Raw genomic sequence first — 17,646 nt, forward strand, 5'->3', positions numbered from 1 at the left:
GGCGATGAACGAATCTTTCCACAACGAATGCACGTCGCTGGACGATTACCTCGACCGCGAACTCGCGGGCGAGGCGGCCCTGCGATTTGAAACGCATTTGGCGAATTGTGCAGCGTGCCGCGACGCGGTGGCTCAGCAGCAGTGGATTGATGCGACGCTGCGATCGTCGGTTGCGGCGAGCCCGATCGCGCCGGCAACGCTGCTAACGGCGATGGGCGACCCGATCGCCGCGGCGACGCAACGACAGCGCCAACGTCGCTTGCTAACGGCCAGCTTCGCCGTCGCCGCAAGCGTCGCGGTAATCGCCACCGTAGCGTGGCGGATGCTCGCCCTAGCCCCGGGCTCCGCCCGGGGGTCGCTTCCCACGCCGCACAACGTCGCCCAACGCGAAGTCGCCCCCGGGCGGAGCCCGGGGCTAGAACAGCCCGCGCAACCGCGTGAGCAACTCAAAATACAAACCGTCGCCCGGTTCACGGCCGGCGCCGACGGCATCGCGATTCCCATCGCCAGCGAATCGCCCGAAGTCACGATCGTGCAGTTTTACTCGACCACTGACGCCGACCGTCGCATGCAACGGCGGCGAGAGTTGGAAGCCAAGTACCAAGAACTCATTGGAGGTTAAATAACACGCCATGGTTTACTTTTCATCTTCGACCAAATGGCTCTGGGGCCTGTTTACTGTAGGAGTGCTGATCGTCGCACGTCCCGTCGCTGCCGACGAGCCCAAGGTCGACGCCCCAAAGCAAGCCGATCCGTTCGGAGCCGCGGCGACCAGGCGATCGGCAGCAGCGGACGAAGGCTCAACCGGAATCAGCTCGGCGTTCGTCGACTCGACGGTCGCCGTCGAGCAGCCTTACGAGCAAGTCGTCATCGGGTCGATACGAAAGGAACTCGACGATACGAAGGCGGAGCTCGCCAAGACGAAGCAGCTCATCGGCGAGGTGATTCACGAATACAAGCAGAGTAGCGCGACGCCCGACCTGCCGCCGCTGCCAGACGCCGAGGTCCGCGTCTTCCAAATGAAAAACACTTCCGCGGACGCCGCGGCCGACAAAATCAAACTGCTCATCGGCACGCAGCCGATCCGGATTGCGATCGACGAAGCTTCCAACGGGCTGATCGTCTTCGGCAAGGCCGAGGCGCTGCCGCAGGTCGAGCAGTTGGTGATCAAGCTCGACGACCTCGCTATCGCGGGCCAGGGCGGATTCTCGGCGCCGCCAGCTACCGCCGGCGCCGCTGCAACGCCAGTCGCTCCGCGACGAACGCTGATGCTCCGGGTCTTCTGGCTCGCCGACGGCGTTGAAGGGTTTGACAGCCCCGAAGATTACCTTCCATTCCCAGCGGTCCAATCACTCGGCAAACTGGGCATCACGCACCCCCGTCTCGTCACACAAACATTCACCTCGATTTCAGTGCAGGAGAACGCCGAAGCGGTGCAGTTCTCCACGCAAGTCCCCGCCGTACTGTTTGATCAACCGATGCGAATGCTTCTCAGCGGCGATCTGTCGGCAACAGCTGACAATCGATCACTGGTCGATATGCATCTGGCGATCGAAAGCAACGGCCCCGTCTGCGAAATGAACGGCTCGCTCGCAGCGCCGATTGGGCACTTCATGGTGCTTGGCACGGCGAACTCAGTGATTGGCGGCAGCGTTGTGGCCGAAATGGGCGGCGGAGGCATGGGAATGGGCCGCGGAAGGGAAGGCGGCATGGGAATGTCCGCTCCCGCTGCCAAACTCAACTCCACGCGGTTTGCGTTCGTCGTGCAGGTCGTCGAGGCGGAGAGCTTCGCTCCGGAAGAGTGAGCACGGGTTGGGTTGATTGCTTGGCACCGAACGAATTCACTGCGCAAACGAAAGCAGCCCCGACCTAGCTAGGTCGGGGCTGCTTTGTTGGTATCGATCGAACTTCAGGAGGACCGCCGGGGTGAACCCGACGGCTCGCCTTTTCGATTGCTTTCGCTTATTCGGCGTCGTCGGACGAGGGCTCGTCCTTGCCGCCGACTCCCGCGCCGACTGGCTCCGGAGCGTCGCCCCGCAGCTTCAGCCCCTCGAACACGAGTTGCTTCTTGTCGGCCACGGTCTTCACGCCGACGCGAATCGTGTCCTTGCCGTTGAACTCGCCCTTGAGCAGTTCCTCGGCCAACGGATCTTCAATAAACGATTCGATCGCGCGACGCAGCGGACGGGCGCCGTAATCGGTATTCGAACCCTTCTTGATCAAGAATTCCTTCGTCTCGTCGGCGAGTTCGAGCACGAGGCCCTTCTCGTTCAGACGCTTGCGAACCTTGGCCAATTCGAGATCGACCACTTGCTTCAAGTCGACGGTCGTCAGGTGGTGGAACACGATGATGTCGTTGACGCGGTTGATGAATTCGGGACGGAAAACCTTTTCGATTTCATCGGTCACGCGACGCTTCATGTTGTCGTACCCGGCGTCGTCGTCCGGCTTCTGGAAGCCGAACGCCGATTCGTTCTTGATCGCTTCGGCGCCCGCGTTCGTGGTCATGATGAGGACCACGTTGCGGAAGTCGACGCTGCGACCAAAGCTGTCGGTCAGTCGGCCTTCTTCCATGAGCTGGAGCAACATGTTGAAGACTTCGGGGTGCGCCTTCTCGATTTCGTCGAGCAACACCACCGCGTACGGACGACGGCGAATCTGCTCGGTGAGCTGGCCGCCTTCCTCGTAGCCGACGTATCCGGGGGGCGCCCCGATGAGCCGGCTGACGTTGTGCTTCTCCATGTACTCGCTCATGTCGATTTGGATGAGGGCTTCCTCATCGCCGAACATGAACTCGGCCAAGGCCTTGGCGAGCAACGTCTTGCCGACGCCGGTGGGGCCGGCGAAGACGAACGTGCCGGTCGGCCGCTTCGGGTCTTGCAACCCGCTGCGGCTGCGACGCACTGCCTTGGCGATCGCCTTGATCGCTTCATGCTGGCCGATGACCTTCTTGTGAAGCTCGTCTTCCATTTGCATGAGGCGCATCGTGTCTTCGGTCGTCATCCGCGTGAGCGGGATGCCGGTCATCTTCGAAACGACTTCGGCAATGACTTCCTCGTCCACCACGCCGCCGTTCTCGCGCGACTTCTCGCGCCACTGACGGGTGATGTCGTTCTTTTTCTTCTTGAGCTTGTCGGCCCGATCGCGGAGGCTCGCCGCCTTCTCAAAGTCTTGATTGGCGACCGCTTCTTCCTTCTCGCGGTTGAGCTGCTCGACTTCTTCGTCGATCTCCTTCAGATTCGGCGGCTTCGACATGCTCTTGAGCCGGACGCGGGCGCCCGATTCGTCGATCACGTCGATCGCCTTATCCGGCAAGCAACGACCGGTGATGTAACGGTTCGACAGCTCGACGGCCGCGGCAATCGCGTCGTCGGTGATCTGCACGCGGTGATGCTCCTCGTAACGGTCGCGGAGACCTTCGAGAATCTTCACCGTGTCTTCGGCGGTGGTCGGCTCGACCATCACCTCTTGGAACCGGCGGGCGAGCGCCGAGTCCTTTTCGATGTACTTGCGATATTCGTCGAGCGTCGTGGCGCCGATGCACTGGATCTCGCCGCGGGCGAGGGCCGGCTTCAGCACGTTCGATGCGTCGATGGCGCCCTCGGCGCCGCCGGCCCCGACGAGCGTATGGAGCTCGTCGATGAACAGGATCGTGTTCTTCGCGCGACGAACTTCGTTCATCACCGCCTTGATCCGCTCTTCGAACTGACCGCGATACTTCGTGCCGGCGACCATCATCGCCAAATCGAGCACCACGATCCGCCGATCGAGCAGAATCTCCGGCACGTTGCCGTCGACGACGCGTTGAGCGAACCCTTCGACGATGGCCGTCTTGCCGACGCCCGCTTCGCCGAGGAGCACCGGATTGTTCTTGGTGCGACGGCAGAGCACCTGGATCGCCCGTTCGATTTCCTTCTCACGACCGATGACCGGATCGAGCTTGCGCTGCCGGGCGAGTTCGGTGAGATCGCGGCCGAAGCTATCGAGCGCGGGGGTCTTGCTCTTCGAGGTCTTGCCCCGTTCGCGTTCTTCCCCGCCTTCGCCGCCGCCACCGCCGCCACCCTGACCGCCGCCGCTGCCGGCGCGGCCGCGACCGCCGCTCTCTTCGCCTTCCAGGCCGTGGCCCAGCAGGTTGAGAACTTCTTCGCGGACTTCCTCGAGCTTGAGCCCGAGGTTCATGAGGACTTGCGCGGCGACCCCTTCCTGCTCACGCAGAAGGCCAAGCAGGATGTGCTCGGTGCCGACGTAGTTGTGATTCAGATGCCGAGCCTCTTCCATCGAGTACTCGATGACCTTCTTGGCGCGCGGCGTCTGCGGGAGCTTGCCCATGGTGACCATGTCTGGTCCCGATTGGACGAGCTTCTCGACCTCGAGGCGGATCTTGCGCAGATCGACGTCGAGATTCTTCAGCACGTTGGCAGCGACGCCGGAACCTTCTTTGATGAGGCCCAGCAGCACATGTTCGGTGCCGATGTATTCGTGATTGAAGCGCTGCGCCTCTTGATTGGCGAGCTGCATCACCTTGCGGGCGCGGTCTGTAAACCGTTCGTACATAGCCCTTACCTCCCCTGGTGTGGTCCCTAGCCGATGCGTCGGCGGCGGTTGATCATTGGGGCTTAGGCAGCGATCTTCCCGACTGACGCATCGGCGATTGTCTTGGTCGACTCTTCCTGAGTCGGTAATTCGTAAATCTTGTCTTCTGGTATTACGCTAGCGGAACGAATTCGTTCACGCTCTTGCGCAATCTCATGTCGCCACGCTTCGGCCGTTTCCAGCAACTCCAGCCGATTGAGTTGCTCGACGGCCGCATCCGTTCGTTGTTCATGTCGCAACAGGGTGGCCAGCATCAGGCGGGCCTCCGCGTCGCGCGGGTCTTGCTTCAGTAATTTTAGCAGCGTCTGCTCGGCCGAAACCCAGTCGTGCGCGAGGTACGCCGCCTGAGCTTCGCGAAACCAAACATCCGACCGCTCGTCCGGGCTGACGGCTGCGTTCTCGCCAGCCGACAGTTCAGACACGAGTCGACGCCAGTCGGCTCGCCCTTCGAGCCACGCCAAGAGCCAAATCACTCCCGCCGCCCCGAGCGCGATCCAACGAATTCGCACCGGCAACCATTCGTCCCAGACGAAGGTCGTCGCCGCGAGCGCATTGACCAGCGCGGTAAATCCTACCGCCAGCGTCAACCCGACCCAAGACCCCCGCATCCAGAGTTGCGGAAGGCCCGGCCAGAGATAAGCCGACCAGTGGAGTTTGGGCTGCGGCACGATCGGTGTTCGTCTCCTGCCGTCGCTCACCCGCGGACCGCGAGCCGAGGGTATCTCCGTCACTTAAAAGTGCGTGATCCCCCGACTCGTCGGCAACTGCGGTGTGAAAGTCTAGCCCGCGGGGCGGCCCAATCAAGGCAACCACATGGGGCGTACGGGTTTAGCGTGCAAAGTTCTGATTATTACGGGGAGGGCCTCCCCTAAAATTACCTGTGGGAGGCGTCTCCGACGCCGATTTCGCTCGCAACTGCAGACAGTTGTGGTTTAGTGACGGCTCCTCGGGGTCGGAGACCCCTCCCACAAACAGCAATCCGGGGTGCGATTGTGCCGTGCGGAACGCCATCGTGCGCACGCGGCGGCGGCACGACACCTTTCGCCGTGGGAAGAAGGGGAAGATAACGATAATGCCGGCAAGCGGCGAGGTCGGTTTCCAGCGAGAATTCCCCGCCCTCAGCGAGCCGAGGCGTCCCGCCCCCGGCGCCAGCATTTTCAATTTTTCACCACGGTCGCGCGCCCAACCTCCTCAGCTATATATGGAATGATGTCCGACTCTGCCCCCATCCGCATCCTCGACGCCTCCCTCAACCGGGCCGCCGAGGGGCTGCGCGTCGTCGAGGATTACGTGCGGTTCGTCCTCGACGACCGGCATCTCACCGAGCAGTTCAAACAGCTGCGGCACGACTTGGCGGCGGCTGGCTCGCAGTTGCCGCTGCCGGAGCGGCATGCCGCCCGCGACACTCGGTCCGACGTCGGCACGACCGTTTCGACGCCAAGCGAGGGAACCCGTCGCGAGGCTTGGGAGGTGTGCATTGCCAGTTTGGAGCGGGTGAAGCAGTCGCTGCGGAGCCTGGAGGAGTTTTCGAAGGTGTCGCTGCCGGCCGTGGCGGCGGAGTTCGAGCGGCTGCGGTACTGGCTCTACACGCTCGAAGCGGCCGTCGGGCGGACGGTGGACGCGAACGAGCGGCTGGGCGAGGCGCGACTTTATGTGCTGGTCGACGGCTGCGATTCGGAAGCGGCGTTTGCGGCGTTGGTCGATCAGCTGATCGCGGCACGGGTGGGTGTGATTCAATTGCGCGACAAGCGGCTGGATGATCGCGAGCTGATCGCACGAGCGCGACAGTTGGTCGCGGCGTGCCAAACGCCCTCGCCGCACACGCCGCCAATCAGCCCCGACCTAGCTAGGTCGGGGCTAGCGCCCACGCGAAGCTCTCCGTTAGTAATCATCAACGACCGTCCCGACGTCGCCGCGATCGTTGGCGCCGACGGCGTCCACCTTGGCCAAGACGACATGCGGGTGAAAGACGCCCGCGCGATCGTCGGCCCGCGGCAGTTGATCGGCGTTTCGACCCACTCGATCGAGCAAGCCCGCGCGGCGGTGCTTGATGGCGCTAACTACCTCGGCGTCGGGCCGACGTTTCCATCGCAGACAAAATCGTTCGACGCGTTCCCGGGCCTCGACTTCGTTCAACAGGTGGCCGCGGAGATCCGGCTGCCGGCATTCGCGATTGGTGGAATCACCCAACAGAACGTCGGCGAAGTGGCAGCGGCCGGTCTCCGCCGCATTGCGGTAGCGTCGGCAGTCACCGCCGCCCCCCGCCCGCAAGCCGCCGCGGAAGCCCTACGAACGGCGCTCCACCAGTAGCCGCGGGTCAACGACCCGCCGGAGCGACCCCTCGATTTATGATTGAGGATTTCTGATTTATGATGTGCCGGCGAGCCACCACTCCGCACGCTCGCGTGAGAAATCACAAATCCCAAATCGCAAATCCTTTACAATACTGCTCCGGCCGGTCGTTGACCGGCGGCTACTCCCGATCACCAGTCACTGATCCCCGATCACGACTCCCCCTATGCTCCACGCAGTAATCATGGCCGGCGGCGCCGGCACGCGTTTCTGGCCTGCCAGCCGGGCCGACATGCCCAAGCAGCTCCTCGCGCTCGTCGGCAAGCAGACGATGATCCGCCAAACGGTCGATCGCCTCGGCGACCTCGTGACGCCGGCGCAAACGCTCATCGTCACCAACCAACGGCTCATCCCGGCGCTGCGCGAACAGTTGCCGGAACTTCCGGAAACCTCGCTCGTCGGCGAACCCTGCAAGCGCGACACGGCGCCCTGCATCGGCTTGGCAGCGCTGCTCGTGGCGAAGCAAGATCCCGATGCGATCATGGCGGTGCTGCCGGCCGACCATGTCATCCGCAACGCCAGCCGCTTTCAAGATTCGATCCGCCAGGCGGTGACGCTCATCAAGAAGACGCCCGATCAGATCGTCACCTTCGGCATTCGGCCGAACTACCCGGCAGAAATTTTCGGCTACATCCAACGCGGCTCGCGGATCGACATCCACGATGAAGCGGCGCCGACGTTCGTGGTGAAGCGATTCCGCGAGAAGCCCGACCACGCCACGGCGACCGAGTACGTCAACTCGGGCGACTACCTCTGGAACTCCGGCATCTTTATTTGGAAGGCGAAGACGATTCTCAACGCCCTCAAAGAGCGGCAGCCGGAGATGCTCGCCCATCTCGAAAAGATTGGCGCCGCGTGGGGGACGCCTCAGCAGCAGGAAGTTTTTGATCGCGAGTTCACCGCGATCAAAGGCATCTCGATCGACTACGCCGTAATGGAGCACGCCAAGAACGTCGCGGTCATCGAGGCACCGTACGATTGGGACGACCTCGGCAGTTGGCAATCGCTCGCACGGCTTGCCGGCACCGACCGGTTTGACAACACCATCGTCGGCAAGCATGTCGGCATCAATACGACGGGAACGATTGTCCGCACCGACGACAAGCATCTAGTCGTCACCATTGGCATGAAGGATTGCTTAGTCGTTCATACGCCCGACGCGACGCTGGTGGCGAACAAGAACGATGAAGAGGCGGTGCGCGAGGTGGTGAAGTTGCTGGAAGCGAAAGGCTGGAAGGAGTATTTGTAGGGTGACTGGTGATCCGTGATCGGGAATTGCAGAAGTTCTCACCGATCACCGATCACCGATCACGACCTCACCATGCCCCCCTCCACTCGCATCGCTGGCATCGACTACGGCACCGTGCGAATTGGGATCGCGACGGCGGATCTATCCGTCGGCATCGCCGGGCCGTACGAGACCTACAATCGCCGCAGCGAGCGGCTCGATGCCGATTACTTCAGGACGCTCGCTAAGGAAGAGCGGATCGGGCGGTTCGTCGTCGGGCTGCCGGTGCATCTCAGCGGCGGCGAGAGTCAGAAGTCGCTGGAAGCCCGCAACTTTGGCGATTGGCTCGCCAAGCTGACAGGCGTGCCGGTGGAGTACTTCGACGAACGCTATACGAGCGCTGAAGCGGAAGAGATGCTGTTGGGCGCCGGGCTGACGAAGAAGCGACGCAAAGAGCGGCTCGATCAGCTGGCGGCGCAGATCATGCTGACGGCGTACCTCGAGGCGGGCGCGAAGAACCAAGAGCTGCCCGATTCGATTGATTAAGTTTGCACGGGTGCCACTGGCATCCTGCCAGTGTGATGTGGGAACTCGCTCGGCACTTCCGCACTGGCAAGATGCCAGTGGCACCCCAATTGAATTGTAATGCGTCCTTGGGTGGCATGCTCTTCGGTACTCCGAGGAGCATGTTTTTGTTTTTGCGACCTCTGCGACTCTTCGCGGCTAACGATTTCGGAGTACCAAGTTGTCGGCAACGCGAATCCTCTTCGGCATTGGCTACCTCGGCAGTCGCGTCGCCAATCTCTGGCGCGATCAACGCGATTACACGTGGGCGTTCACTCGTCGCGATGATCCGACGGAAGCGATGATCGTTGCGAGAACGCTCACCGGCCAAGCCGATGTTACGCGACCGGAGACGCTCACCTGTCTCCGCGAGTTAGCTACCCCCGACAGTCAGCAAGCCGATTCGCTTCTCTACGCCGTCGGCTATGATCGCACCACCGGCCCCGACATCCACTCCGTCTACGCCAACGGCCTGCAGAACGTCCTTGCCGCATTGCCGGCAAGCGTCACCCGCGTGATCTACATCAGCACCACCGGCGTCTATGGCACGGCCGGCGGCGGGTGGGTCGACGAGACGACACCGACCGCTCCGCACCGCGACGGCGGCAAGGCGTCGCTCGCTGCGGAAGAAATCTTGCGCGCCCACCCGCTCGGCCGACGGAGCGTGATTCTCCGGCTGGCGGGCATCTACGGCCCAGGCCGCGTGCCGTATCTCGACAAGCTGAAGGCAAGCGAACCAATCGCGGCGCCCAGCGCAGGCTGGCTGAATCTCATCCACGTCGACGACGCCGCACGAATCGTCGTCGCGATGGATCGCTGGCTAGCTGCCCGCTGGAGCAGCGATGGCCCGCACGTGTTCTGCGTCAGCGACGGCGTCCCCGCAGTGCGCGGCGAGTATTACGCCGAAGCGGCCCGCTTGATCGGCGCCCCGCCGCCACAATTCACGACGCCGCCGGCCGACTCCCCCGCCGCCGCCCGCGCCGGGGCCGATCGCCGGGTAAGCAACGCGAAACTACGCAAGTGGATGGCGACGCAAGGCCTCGCCCTCCAGTACCCCAGCTACCGCGAGGGGCTGGCACAGATTCTCAACTCCAATCCGGCCATTTAGCGCCAGTGTTCCGCCTGGGTGGCATGGTCTCGCCGGTACTCCGGCGTGGCCATGAGCGATTCGCTGAGACAAGCCGGGACTGTAGCTCCACATGCTCACGCCTGAGGGCGAGAGCATGCCACCCGCCGGCTTAGTTCCGCGTGGCTTGGCGAATTCCTCATACGAATGCCCAACAGCCCCCGTTTCGCCCCCATTCCGGCGATGGTTGCACACCGCCTACCGGCCCCCGTAGAATTTGGCTGATTCGCTCCAAGTCCCCCCTGCCCCGCAAGCCTCGGATCTGATGCTCCCACGTACCCCCCTGTTCCCTCACGTCATCGAGCTCAATCACCAGGCGCGTCGCCGCATCGGCTGCAGCGTCTACCTGATTTACGATGAGTCGGAGTGGACGCTGCTCGATATCGGCTACGAAGACGCCGTCGACGAGTGCGTCGAACTGATCCGCGAGCTCGATTTCCCCTTCAGCAAGTGCAAGACGCTCATCGCGTCGCACGCCGACGTCGACCATATCCAGGGGCTGGCGAAGGTGAAGCAGATGCTCAAGACGACCGTCACCGCACACCCGACGGCGGCCGACATGCTGGAAAAGGGCGACCGCCTGGCGACGTTTGCCCTGATCGACGCCCAAGGGATCGATCTCGACATGCCGCCGGTCGTGGTCGAGAACCGCGTCAACGACGGCGACGTCATCAAAGTCGGCAAGCTTGAACTCGAAGTCTGGCACACCCCCGGTCACACCGACGGGCAGCTCAGCTTCCGCATGGGCGACTTGCTCTTCTCGGGCGACAACCTGTTCCGCGATGGCTGCGTGGGGGCGATCGACGCCCACCACGGCAGTAGCATCGCCGACTTCATCAAATCCCTCGAACGCATCAAGGCAAGCGACGTGAAGTGGCTTCTGCCGAGCCATGGGCCGGTCTTCAAGAAAGACAACGCGCTGATCGACAAGACGATCGCGCGGCTTGAAGGCTACCAGCACATGGCCGACTTCGGCACCTGCGCCATCGACTGGCCGCTCATGGATACGTGGGAAGACGAGCTGATCGAAGGCAAGTTGCCTGGGTAGCGGCAGCGCTCGCAAAATTTGCTCCAGAAGCAATTCGCGTTGTATAATAATATTATTATACAACCCGCCGGGATCGCGCCATGCCGCTCACCGAAGTCCTGCTGTACCAAGAATTGGACGGCACGATTCCGGTGCTCGATTGGCTTGCCGAGTTGCAAAAGAGCAATCGCGCAGCGTTCAATAAGTGCTTGTACTTGATCGATCTATTGGAGCAATTCGGCAGTGAGTTGCGCCGACCTCGCGCTGATATGCTGCGCGACGGCGTTTATGAATTGCAAACGGAAGTGCGCAACGTGAACTATCGCCTGCTGTACGGGTTTGTGGGGAAGGACGTCGCCTTGCTCAGCCACGGGCTGATCAAGGAGAAAAATGTTCCCGCCCGCGAGATCGAACTGGCCATCGAACGCCTCGAACGATTCCGAAATGATCCGGACCGCCATCGCGCCACTCGGGAGTGATTCGCATGGTTAAGAAGACGACGAACGCCCTCGACATCATCGCTCGCGAAACCGGCGTCAATCCCCGCACCGATTCGCAGGTGCAAGGCTACCGGCAGTCGTTCGAAATCGCCCAGATGATTTACGACGCTCGCCAAGCCGCGGGACTCACGCAAAAGCAACTCGCCGAGTTGATCGGCACGCAGCAGCCCGTCATCTCGCAGCTCGAAAACGCCGACTACGAGGGGCATTCGCTCACGATGCTGGAACGAATCGCCGAAGCACTCAAGATGCGAGTCGAACTCCGGCTGGTCCCCACGGAAGCGTCTGCAGTTGCCAAGGCCCCGTAGTGCACGACGGCATGATGAAGACGCCGCAGATTAGCGGCTACCAGTTCATCAGCCGCGCGACCTCGGCCTGCCATGCTTTGTACGCTCCCTCGTTGAGGTGCAGGCCGTCGCCGGTGTAGTCGGCGTTTAGTTCGCCTTTGTCGTCGACCATGAGGGCATGGACGTCGACGTAGTCGTAGCCGAACTCTTCCGCCAGCTTCTTCAGCCGGTTGTTGAAATCGAGCACGTTGGCGTTGTGCTTCGCGTAGCGGTCGCGCGTCGGCAGCAGCGATTGCACGTGGACGCGCACCTGCGGCGTCTTTGTTTTGATTTGCTGCAAGATGTCGCGGTAGCCCTGCTCCATCACCTCAGGCGTGTGGCCAGAGCCAAGGTCGTTGATGCCGATCATTAGAAAGACGTCGGTCGCGGCGCAGTTGAAAACCGATTCGTCGAGCCGCTTCAGCACGCCGCGATTGTCGTCGGCCGGCAGGTCGTTGCCGATCATGTCGGCGCTGATGCCGCGGTTCAACACCCGACGGCCAGGAAAGTACTTTGCAGCTTCAAATCCTTCGGTAATGCTGTCGCCCAGCAACACGACGAACTGCAACTGCTCGTTCTGCTGCCTGAAGGCGGTGACGCGGTTGTTCCAGTGGAGCTTGAAGATCGCCGCCATGTCGACCGGCGGCGCCGGCTTCGCTTCGGCGGGTTTTGGTTTCTCCGCAGTTGCTGTTTGCGCGTAGGCGACGTCGCCAGTCGAGGCAAATAACACAATCGCGCAAGAAACGATGGCGAAGCGAAGCGATGGCATATGAAGGTCTCGGCGGTGCAGGATCGCGTGGAACTGCCGGATGCGGCAGAGTCGCCCATTAGAACGCGCGTTCCCCTCGGCCCGCTAGCATGTTCCGCCGGCCCCGTTGTGGTCCGTTTATACCGGTTCTGCCGGATATTCCCTCAACCGTCGCCGCTTGGCGTGCCGATTCTCCCCATAACGCTTTTACGCGCTGGAGTCCGCCTGCACGGGCTCGCGCCGCCATAAGCGAAGGGGGGATTTTCATGCTTCGCAAGATTCTTTTCGCCGCATGCGTCGGCGTCGGGTGCGCTACGTTCTGCGCTGCCGACAACGCTCAGGCCCAGCAGGCCTATGGTCAGAATTGGGGCGGTACCTACACGACCCAAGACTGGAACCGCTTCTACCACTATCCCTACGTCTACTATCCCCAGAACTTCTGGGGTAGCGAGTACTACCGCAGCGCCGACAGCCTGTACTACCGCTATCCGCCCGAAATGCGGATCCCGGTCTACAACCGCAAGTGGCACAACTACTATCCGAACCGCACCAAGTATCACAGCGGTCATCACTTCGTGCTCGACGTGTTTTAAGTCGACCACGATCGGATAGCGATGCGAGGTCTTGCTTAGAGAATCGCTTGTGGGAGGCGTCTCCGACGCCGATGCCGGTCACCACTGCAAGCGATTGTGGTAGCTCAACGCTGCTTCGGGGTCGGAGACCCCTCCCACAGATTGTTTGGGCAAAGACCACGATGCGAACGATCAACGTTAGCCTCCGGCAAGCTTGCCGGAGGCTAATTTTGTGCGCTGCGTATCAATCGCGTCCGCGTGCATGTACTACATGCCGCAGGCGATGCGGTAGTAGATCTCGACCGCCAGTTCCAGCTGCTCGATCGCAATCCACTCGTCCGCCGTGTGCGCCTGCGCAATCGAACCTGGCCCCAGCACAGCGCTCGGAATGCCCGCCGCCGCGATCGACGCCGCGTTCGTCCCGTAGGGGACGCCGCCGAGCCGGCTCTCGATGCCCGTCGATCGGACGACGCCGGCAAGTTGCTCGGCCCACGCGCGGTTCGCCGCGAAGTGCAACCCGCGGCTCTGCATCCACGGCGCGTGATGCTCTAAGCGGCATTCGCCCAGATCCGCGCGAGCATCGAGCCATGCCGTCAGTTCGCGATACGCTTCCTCCGGCGTTTCGTCAGGGCAGAGCCGACGGTCGACGTCGATTACCGCCAAATCGGGAATCGTGTTCGGCCCGGCCCCGCCGTGGAACGTGGTGACGCAGGCCGTCGAGGGACCGCACATCGCATCGCCCGGCCGCGAGGCTAACGTGTCGCGGTGAAACTCCTCGACCAGTTGCACGATGCGAGCCATCGCGTAGACGGCGTTGGCGCCCTCTTCTGGCCGCGATGAATGCGCGGCCCGCCCGTGCACCGTGCACTGCCAACGGGCGACGCCGCGGTGAGCGACGACGACGTTGAGCTCTGTTGGCTCGGCGATGAGCGCCGCGATCGGCCGCAACGCAGCAATCTCGCGCAGAGAAAGCTGTCCCCCTCCCTCGAAGGGAGGGGCCAGGGGAGGGATTCCCGAATCAACCGGTTCTACGGCCGCTCCATGCTCGCCCCCGCCGCGCCACAAGTCCGCGATGGCTCGCGCCCCGCTGAAGCCGCACTCTTCGTTGATCGCACAAGCAAACAAGATGCTGGGCCGACCTTCAATCGCCTGAGCGCTCACCCGCACCAGCGCGGCTAGCATCGCCGCCATCGAGCCCTTCACGTCGCACGCCCCGCGACCGTAGACGCGGCCGTCGCGTACGGCTGCCTCAAAGGGGTGCACCGTCATGCCCTGGACGCTGACCGTATCTTGGTGGACTTCCCAGAGCAGCACATCGCTGCCACCGCCCGGAATCAGCGCAAAGAAGTTCGATCGGCCCGGCTCGACCGGCTGCATTCCCCATCGCCATCCCTGCGCGGCGGCGAAGCGGCCGAGCCACTCGGCCATGCGGTGCTCGCCCGCCTCAGGGGCATCGGGCGCTGCCAGCCGCGGGTTCACGCTTGGCTGGGCAATCAGTTCGCTCAGCAATTCAACGACGCTTGCAGGCACGCAGCCCCCTCTCCGACGGCAAATGTAGCCAAGGCGAAACTTCCTGCCCGGCAACGGGTTGCGTTTTCGGCCCGGAATTCGCCGGGGAACTGTTTGCATCCCGCCTCCGCTGAGGATACACTTAGCGTTTGCGTGGGTTAACCCCTGCGCTAACACCCTTCCGCGGGTTGCTGCCCCACTCGCGGAGGGGCTTTTTTTTGCGCGCATCTCACGCGCTGGGCCGCTCGGAATACGCCGGCCCCTCGGGTATGGTAAGAGATTCGCCCGCGACCGACGCTGGTCGCCGCGTTTTCTGCCAGGAATTCCGCCATGCCCGCCGATTCGATTGATCCCGCCCAAGCTCGCGCCATCGTGGAGCAGTTCCCCGATCCCGAGACCGGCCGCCCACTCGGCACGATGGGCCAGGTGAACAACGTCGCGGTCGATGGCGACAAAGTCACCGTGCAGGTCGCGCTCACCTCGCATTCGACGATGCTGTGGGGCGAGACGCGACACGCACTGCGCGATCGCCTGCGGCAGCAGCTTCCTGGGCCGCCGGAAGTCGTCGTCGACATCATCGAACACCAACGCCGCCCCGAGGCGATTGGCGCCATCGGCCTCACCGCGAAGAGCGTCATCGCGGTCGGATCGGGCAAAGGGGGCGTCGGCAAAAGCACAATGGCCGTCTCGCTCGCCATCGCGCTGAAAGGCGCCGGCGCGAAAGTCGGCCTGATGGACGCCGACGTTTACGGCCCGAGCGTGCCGCACCTGCTGGGCCTAACCGGCCAGCCAATGGTTTCGAACGGCAAGTTGCTGCCGGTCGACTGCAACGGCATGCCCGTAATGAGTATGGCCTTCCTCGTGCCGAAGGAAGAAGCCGTCGTCTGGCGCGGTCCGATGCTCCACGGAGCGATTACGCAGTTCCTCCGCGATACGGCCTGGGGCGATCTCGACTACCTGATCATCGACATGCCGCCGGGCACCGGCGACATCGCGCTGACGCTCTCTCAGGCCCTGCCGCTCACCGGCGCCGTCGTCGTCTGCACGCCGCAAGACGTTGCACTGCTCGACGCGGTGAAGGCGATCGCCATGTTCAACAAGGTGAGCATCCCGGTGCTGGGGCTCGTCGAGAACATGAGCTACTTCCTCTGCCCCGACAACGGCAAGCGATACGACATCTTCGGCAACGGCGGCGCGCGGGCGAAGGCCGAAGAGATGGGCGTGCCATTCTTGGGCGAAGCGCCGATTCAGATTCCAATTCGCGAACGGGGCGACGCCGGCCAAACGGCGGGCAACCTGGCCGATATCGAAAGCGCGCCGTATTTCGAGCGAATCGCCTACAACATCGTGCGAAACCTAGCGATGGACCGGGCGAGCGCCCCGCCGCTGCCGACGTTGTCGGTGCTGTAGCGACAATCGCTCTGCGACCCAATCCATTAGCCCCCGGTCAGTGACCGGGGGTTTTTCATTGGCAGACCGAGAAGCCAACGCCGATTCCCCCGGCTTGAAGAGCCGGGGGCTAAATTGGGCCGTTTCCGTCGGCGCAATAAAAAAGGGACCGCTGCCCGCTAAGGGCAACGACCCCTCGATTCGCAAAGCGCGAAAAGGTTGGTTCCAACCGAAGTTGAAACTAGGCCTTCTTCGCGGTCTTCTTCTTGGCGGTCTTCTTCTTCGCAGCCTTCTTCTTGGCTACCTTCTTCTTGGCAGTCTTCTTCTTGGCTACCTTCTTCTTCGGGGCTGCCTTCTTCTTGGCAACCTTCTTCTTCGCAGCCTTTTTCTTGGCAGCTTTCTTCTTGGCCACAGTCATTCCTCCTTAAAAAGGTCTAGGCGCCGCGTCTCTCGTCAACTGTGAGGAGAAGTTTGTTCGTCGTCGCCTTCCAAAGAAACCGGCCGCCCTTCCAGGGCGACAAGTCGTATCGCGCTCTCATCGAGCATGGCCGCGTTCTGCGATCCGAATAACTTTGGTTACCCGAACTGTTAACCGATTGCATCCCAACTAAATACTGCGTTCAACAATGGTTGACAACGCCACGTCCATGTCTTCGTCGTATTTGTACGCAGGATTTATTTTTCTGCAACACTTTTTTGTGGATTTTCGGTCCGCCGCGCGTTATGGAGACCGCGCGCGAACAACTTTTGATGCGCTGCACGAGCTCGCGCGCAACGTGTAAACGACTCGATCGCGCGCTCTGAATCGCGCGCTAATAGATCGAGATGCGCGTCCCGTCGAGGCAACGCAGCGCCGGTTGTTCAGCGCGCCGCACGACGCCGAAATGCGCGTACTCGAGCGCTCGCAAACGGCGATACGTGAGCATCATCGCAGCGCTCGGTCGCACGAGCTTGGCGCCCCCTGCCGCGCCGCTGAGCGCGCCCAACATGCGACTCCAAATCTCGCCCGCCGAAGCCAGCCGCGGGTGAATCGGATCGAGCCCGTACCAGCCCCGTTCCGCAGAAAACGCCGAGATTTCTCGCGTGGCTGCGAGCTGAGACAGCCGCTCGCTGAGTCGTTCCGCGCGGTCGATAATTTCGCCGCGGCTCAGTTTGCAATTCGGAAACAACACCTCGCGGAAGGCGTAGTAACGCGCCGTGCCGACGCCGCGCAACGACTCGATCGGCAGGTTGTTGAGCGCGACGCGCGCGTCATGAATCGCCAGCCGATCGAGCGCTCGTTCGACCCACTCGACGATCTTGTCGACCGGCGCTTCGTACGCCAAATCATTGCCAATATCGGCGACGATCGCGACCGTCGGCAACGGTCGCGCGCGGTTGAGCGCAGGCCATAAACCGCTCGATAAAATTCCTGGAAATTTTTTTCCAAAAAATTTCGAATGCAGGCCATACGACCTCCCAAAACCCTTTGCGACATGAAGCTCGATTGGATGCGCGAACATCGCGCGTAACGATTCAACGATCGTCGGAAACATGATCGAGAGGTTACTCGCGCCGATTAACACGACGCGCTGTTGCGGTTCGCGAGTCTCAATCTGAGATGCAACGCGATCGTCTAATGGCGATGGTTCACTCATTGAATTCATTTGAACCGCCAAGGACGCCAAGAGCGCCAAGGAAGAGATCTGAAACCGCCGATGAACGCAGATAAA

General features: G+C 62.3%; 17 protein-coding genes. 11 read left to right on the forward strand and 6 right to left on the reverse strand.

Annotated elements, in window-relative coordinates:
* The first annotated feature begins 4 nt into the window (after nucleotides 1–4).
* Together PLANPX_RS21955 and PLANPX_RS21960 are read left to right on the forward strand one after the other, a co-directional pair.
* Nucleotides 5–622, forward strand: coding sequence for an anti-sigma factor family protein (locus tag PLANPX_RS21955; protein ID WP_172992243.1), 618 nt, complete (start codon nucleotides 5–7; stop codon nucleotides 620–622).
* Nucleotides 623–632: 10 nt separating this feature from the next.
* A complete protein-coding gene (locus PLANPX_RS21960; RefSeq protein WP_152100799.1) occupies nucleotides 633–1,805 on the forward strand; it encodes a secretin N-terminal domain-containing protein in 1,173 nt (390 codons plus the stop codon).
* Between the two features lie 157 nt (nucleotides 1,806–1,962).
* Here the strand turns inward: PLANPX_RS21960 and PLANPX_RS21965 are convergent, their stop codons facing one another.
* Nucleotides 1,963–4,554 carry an ATP-dependent Clp protease ATP-binding subunit gene (locus PLANPX_RS21965; RefSeq protein ID WP_152100800.1) on the reverse strand — a complete coding sequence of 864 codons (2,592 nt, stop codon included), beginning with the start codon at nucleotides 4,552–4,554 and terminating at the stop codon, nucleotides 1,963–1,965.
* A 62-nt stretch (nucleotides 4,555–4,616) separates the two neighbouring features.
* Complete coding sequence (locus PLANPX_RS21970) at nucleotides 4,617–5,261, reverse strand: tetratricopeptide repeat protein (protein ID WP_152100801.1); 645 nt, start codon at nucleotides 5,259–5,261, stop codon at nucleotides 4,617–4,619.
* 538 nt (nucleotides 5,262–5,799) lie between these two features.
* On the opposite strand from PLANPX_RS21970, the gene PLANPX_RS21975 reads away from it, so the two are divergent.
* The 7 genes from PLANPX_RS21975 (at nucleotide 5,800) to PLANPX_RS22005 (ending at nucleotide 11,698) form a co-directional block, all read left to right on the forward strand.
* Nucleotides 5,800–6,903: a thiamine phosphate synthase gene (locus PLANPX_RS21975; protein ID WP_152100802.1), complete on the forward strand. Its 1,104-nt coding sequence runs from the start codon at nucleotides 5,800–5,802 to the stop codon at nucleotides 6,901–6,903.
* Between the two features lie 208 nt (nucleotides 6,904–7,111).
* A complete protein-coding gene (locus tag PLANPX_RS21980) occupies nucleotides 7,112–8,194 on the forward strand; it encodes a mannose-1-phosphate guanylyltransferase (RefSeq protein ID WP_152100803.1) in 1,083 nt (360 codons plus the stop codon).
* A 72-nt stretch (nucleotides 8,195–8,266) separates the two neighbouring features.
* Complete coding sequence (ruvX, locus tag PLANPX_RS21985) at nucleotides 8,267–8,719, forward strand: Holliday junction resolvase RuvX (RefSeq protein WP_152100804.1); 453 nt, start codon at nucleotides 8,267–8,269, stop codon at nucleotides 8,717–8,719.
* 199 nt (nucleotides 8,720–8,918) lie between these two features.
* Nucleotides 8,919–9,845, forward strand: a complete 927-nt coding sequence (locus tag PLANPX_RS21990; RefSeq protein ID WP_152100805.1) for an NAD-dependent epimerase/dehydratase family protein — start codon at nucleotides 8,919–8,921, stop codon at nucleotides 9,843–9,845.
* 283 nt (nucleotides 9,846–10,128) lie between these two features.
* Nucleotides 10,129–10,911: an MBL fold metallo-hydrolase gene (locus PLANPX_RS21995; RefSeq protein WP_152100806.1), complete on the forward strand. Its 783-nt coding sequence runs from the start codon at nucleotides 10,129–10,131 to the stop codon at nucleotides 10,909–10,911.
* A gap of 80 nt (nucleotides 10,912–10,991) precedes the next feature.
* Entirely contained in the window at nucleotides 10,992–11,369 is a 378-nt protein-coding gene (locus PLANPX_RS22000; RefSeq protein ID WP_152100807.1) for a type II toxin-antitoxin system RelE/ParE family toxin, read from the forward strand.
* Between the two features lie 5 nt (nucleotides 11,370–11,374).
* Entirely contained in the window at nucleotides 11,375–11,698 is a 324-nt protein-coding gene (locus PLANPX_RS22005) for a helix-turn-helix domain-containing protein (protein ID WP_152100808.1), read from the forward strand.
* Nucleotides 11,699–11,735: 37 nt separating this feature from the next.
* Here the strand turns inward: PLANPX_RS22005 and PLANPX_RS22010 are convergent, their stop codons facing one another.
* Nucleotides 11,736–12,485: a GDSL-type esterase/lipase family protein gene (locus tag PLANPX_RS22010; protein ID WP_152100809.1), complete on the reverse strand. Its 750-nt coding sequence runs from the start codon at nucleotides 12,483–12,485 to the stop codon at nucleotides 11,736–11,738.
* 245 nt (nucleotides 12,486–12,730) lie between these two features.
* On the opposite strand from PLANPX_RS22010, the gene PLANPX_RS22015 reads away from it, so the two are divergent.
* Nucleotides 12,731–13,057 carry a calmodulin-binding protein gene (locus PLANPX_RS22015; protein ID WP_152100810.1) on the forward strand — a complete coding sequence of 109 codons (327 nt, stop codon included), beginning with the start codon at nucleotides 12,731–12,733 and terminating at the stop codon, nucleotides 13,055–13,057.
* Nucleotides 13,058–13,303: 246 nt separating this feature from the next.
* Here PLANPX_RS22015 and PLANPX_RS22020 read toward each other — a convergent pair whose 3' ends face one another.
* Nucleotides 13,304–14,566: a M20/M25/M40 family metallo-hydrolase gene (locus tag PLANPX_RS22020; RefSeq protein ID WP_172992244.1), complete on the reverse strand. Its 1,263-nt coding sequence runs from the start codon at nucleotides 14,564–14,566 to the stop codon at nucleotides 13,304–13,306.
* Between the two features lie 309 nt (nucleotides 14,567–14,875).
* On the opposite strand from PLANPX_RS22020, the gene PLANPX_RS22025 reads away from it, so the two are divergent.
* Nucleotides 14,876–15,955 (forward strand): Mrp/NBP35 family ATP-binding protein, encoded by a 1,080-nt coding sequence (locus PLANPX_RS22025; RefSeq protein WP_152100812.1) that lies wholly within the window; start codon nucleotides 14,876–14,878, stop codon nucleotides 15,953–15,955.
* A gap of 220 nt (nucleotides 15,956–16,175) precedes the next feature.
* Here PLANPX_RS22025 and PLANPX_RS27525 read toward each other — a convergent pair whose 3' ends face one another.
* Together PLANPX_RS27525 and PLANPX_RS22030 are read right to left on the reverse strand one after the other, a co-directional pair.
* Nucleotides 16,176–16,346, reverse strand: a complete 171-nt coding sequence (locus PLANPX_RS27525; RefSeq protein ID WP_172991749.1) for a hypothetical protein — start codon at nucleotides 16,344–16,346, stop codon at nucleotides 16,176–16,178.
* A 400-nt stretch (nucleotides 16,347–16,746) separates the two neighbouring features.
* Nucleotides 16,747–17,298 carry a hypothetical protein gene (locus PLANPX_RS22030; RefSeq protein ID WP_152100813.1) on the reverse strand — a complete coding sequence of 184 codons (552 nt, stop codon included), beginning with the start codon at nucleotides 17,296–17,298 and terminating at the stop codon, nucleotides 16,747–16,749.
* Nucleotides 17,299–17,646: the final 348 nt, after the last annotated feature.

The organism is Lacipirellula parvula (genome assembly GCF_009177095.1).
Lineage (GTDB): Bacteria > Planctomycetota > Planctomycetia > Pirellulales > Lacipirellulaceae > Lacipirellula > Lacipirellula parvula.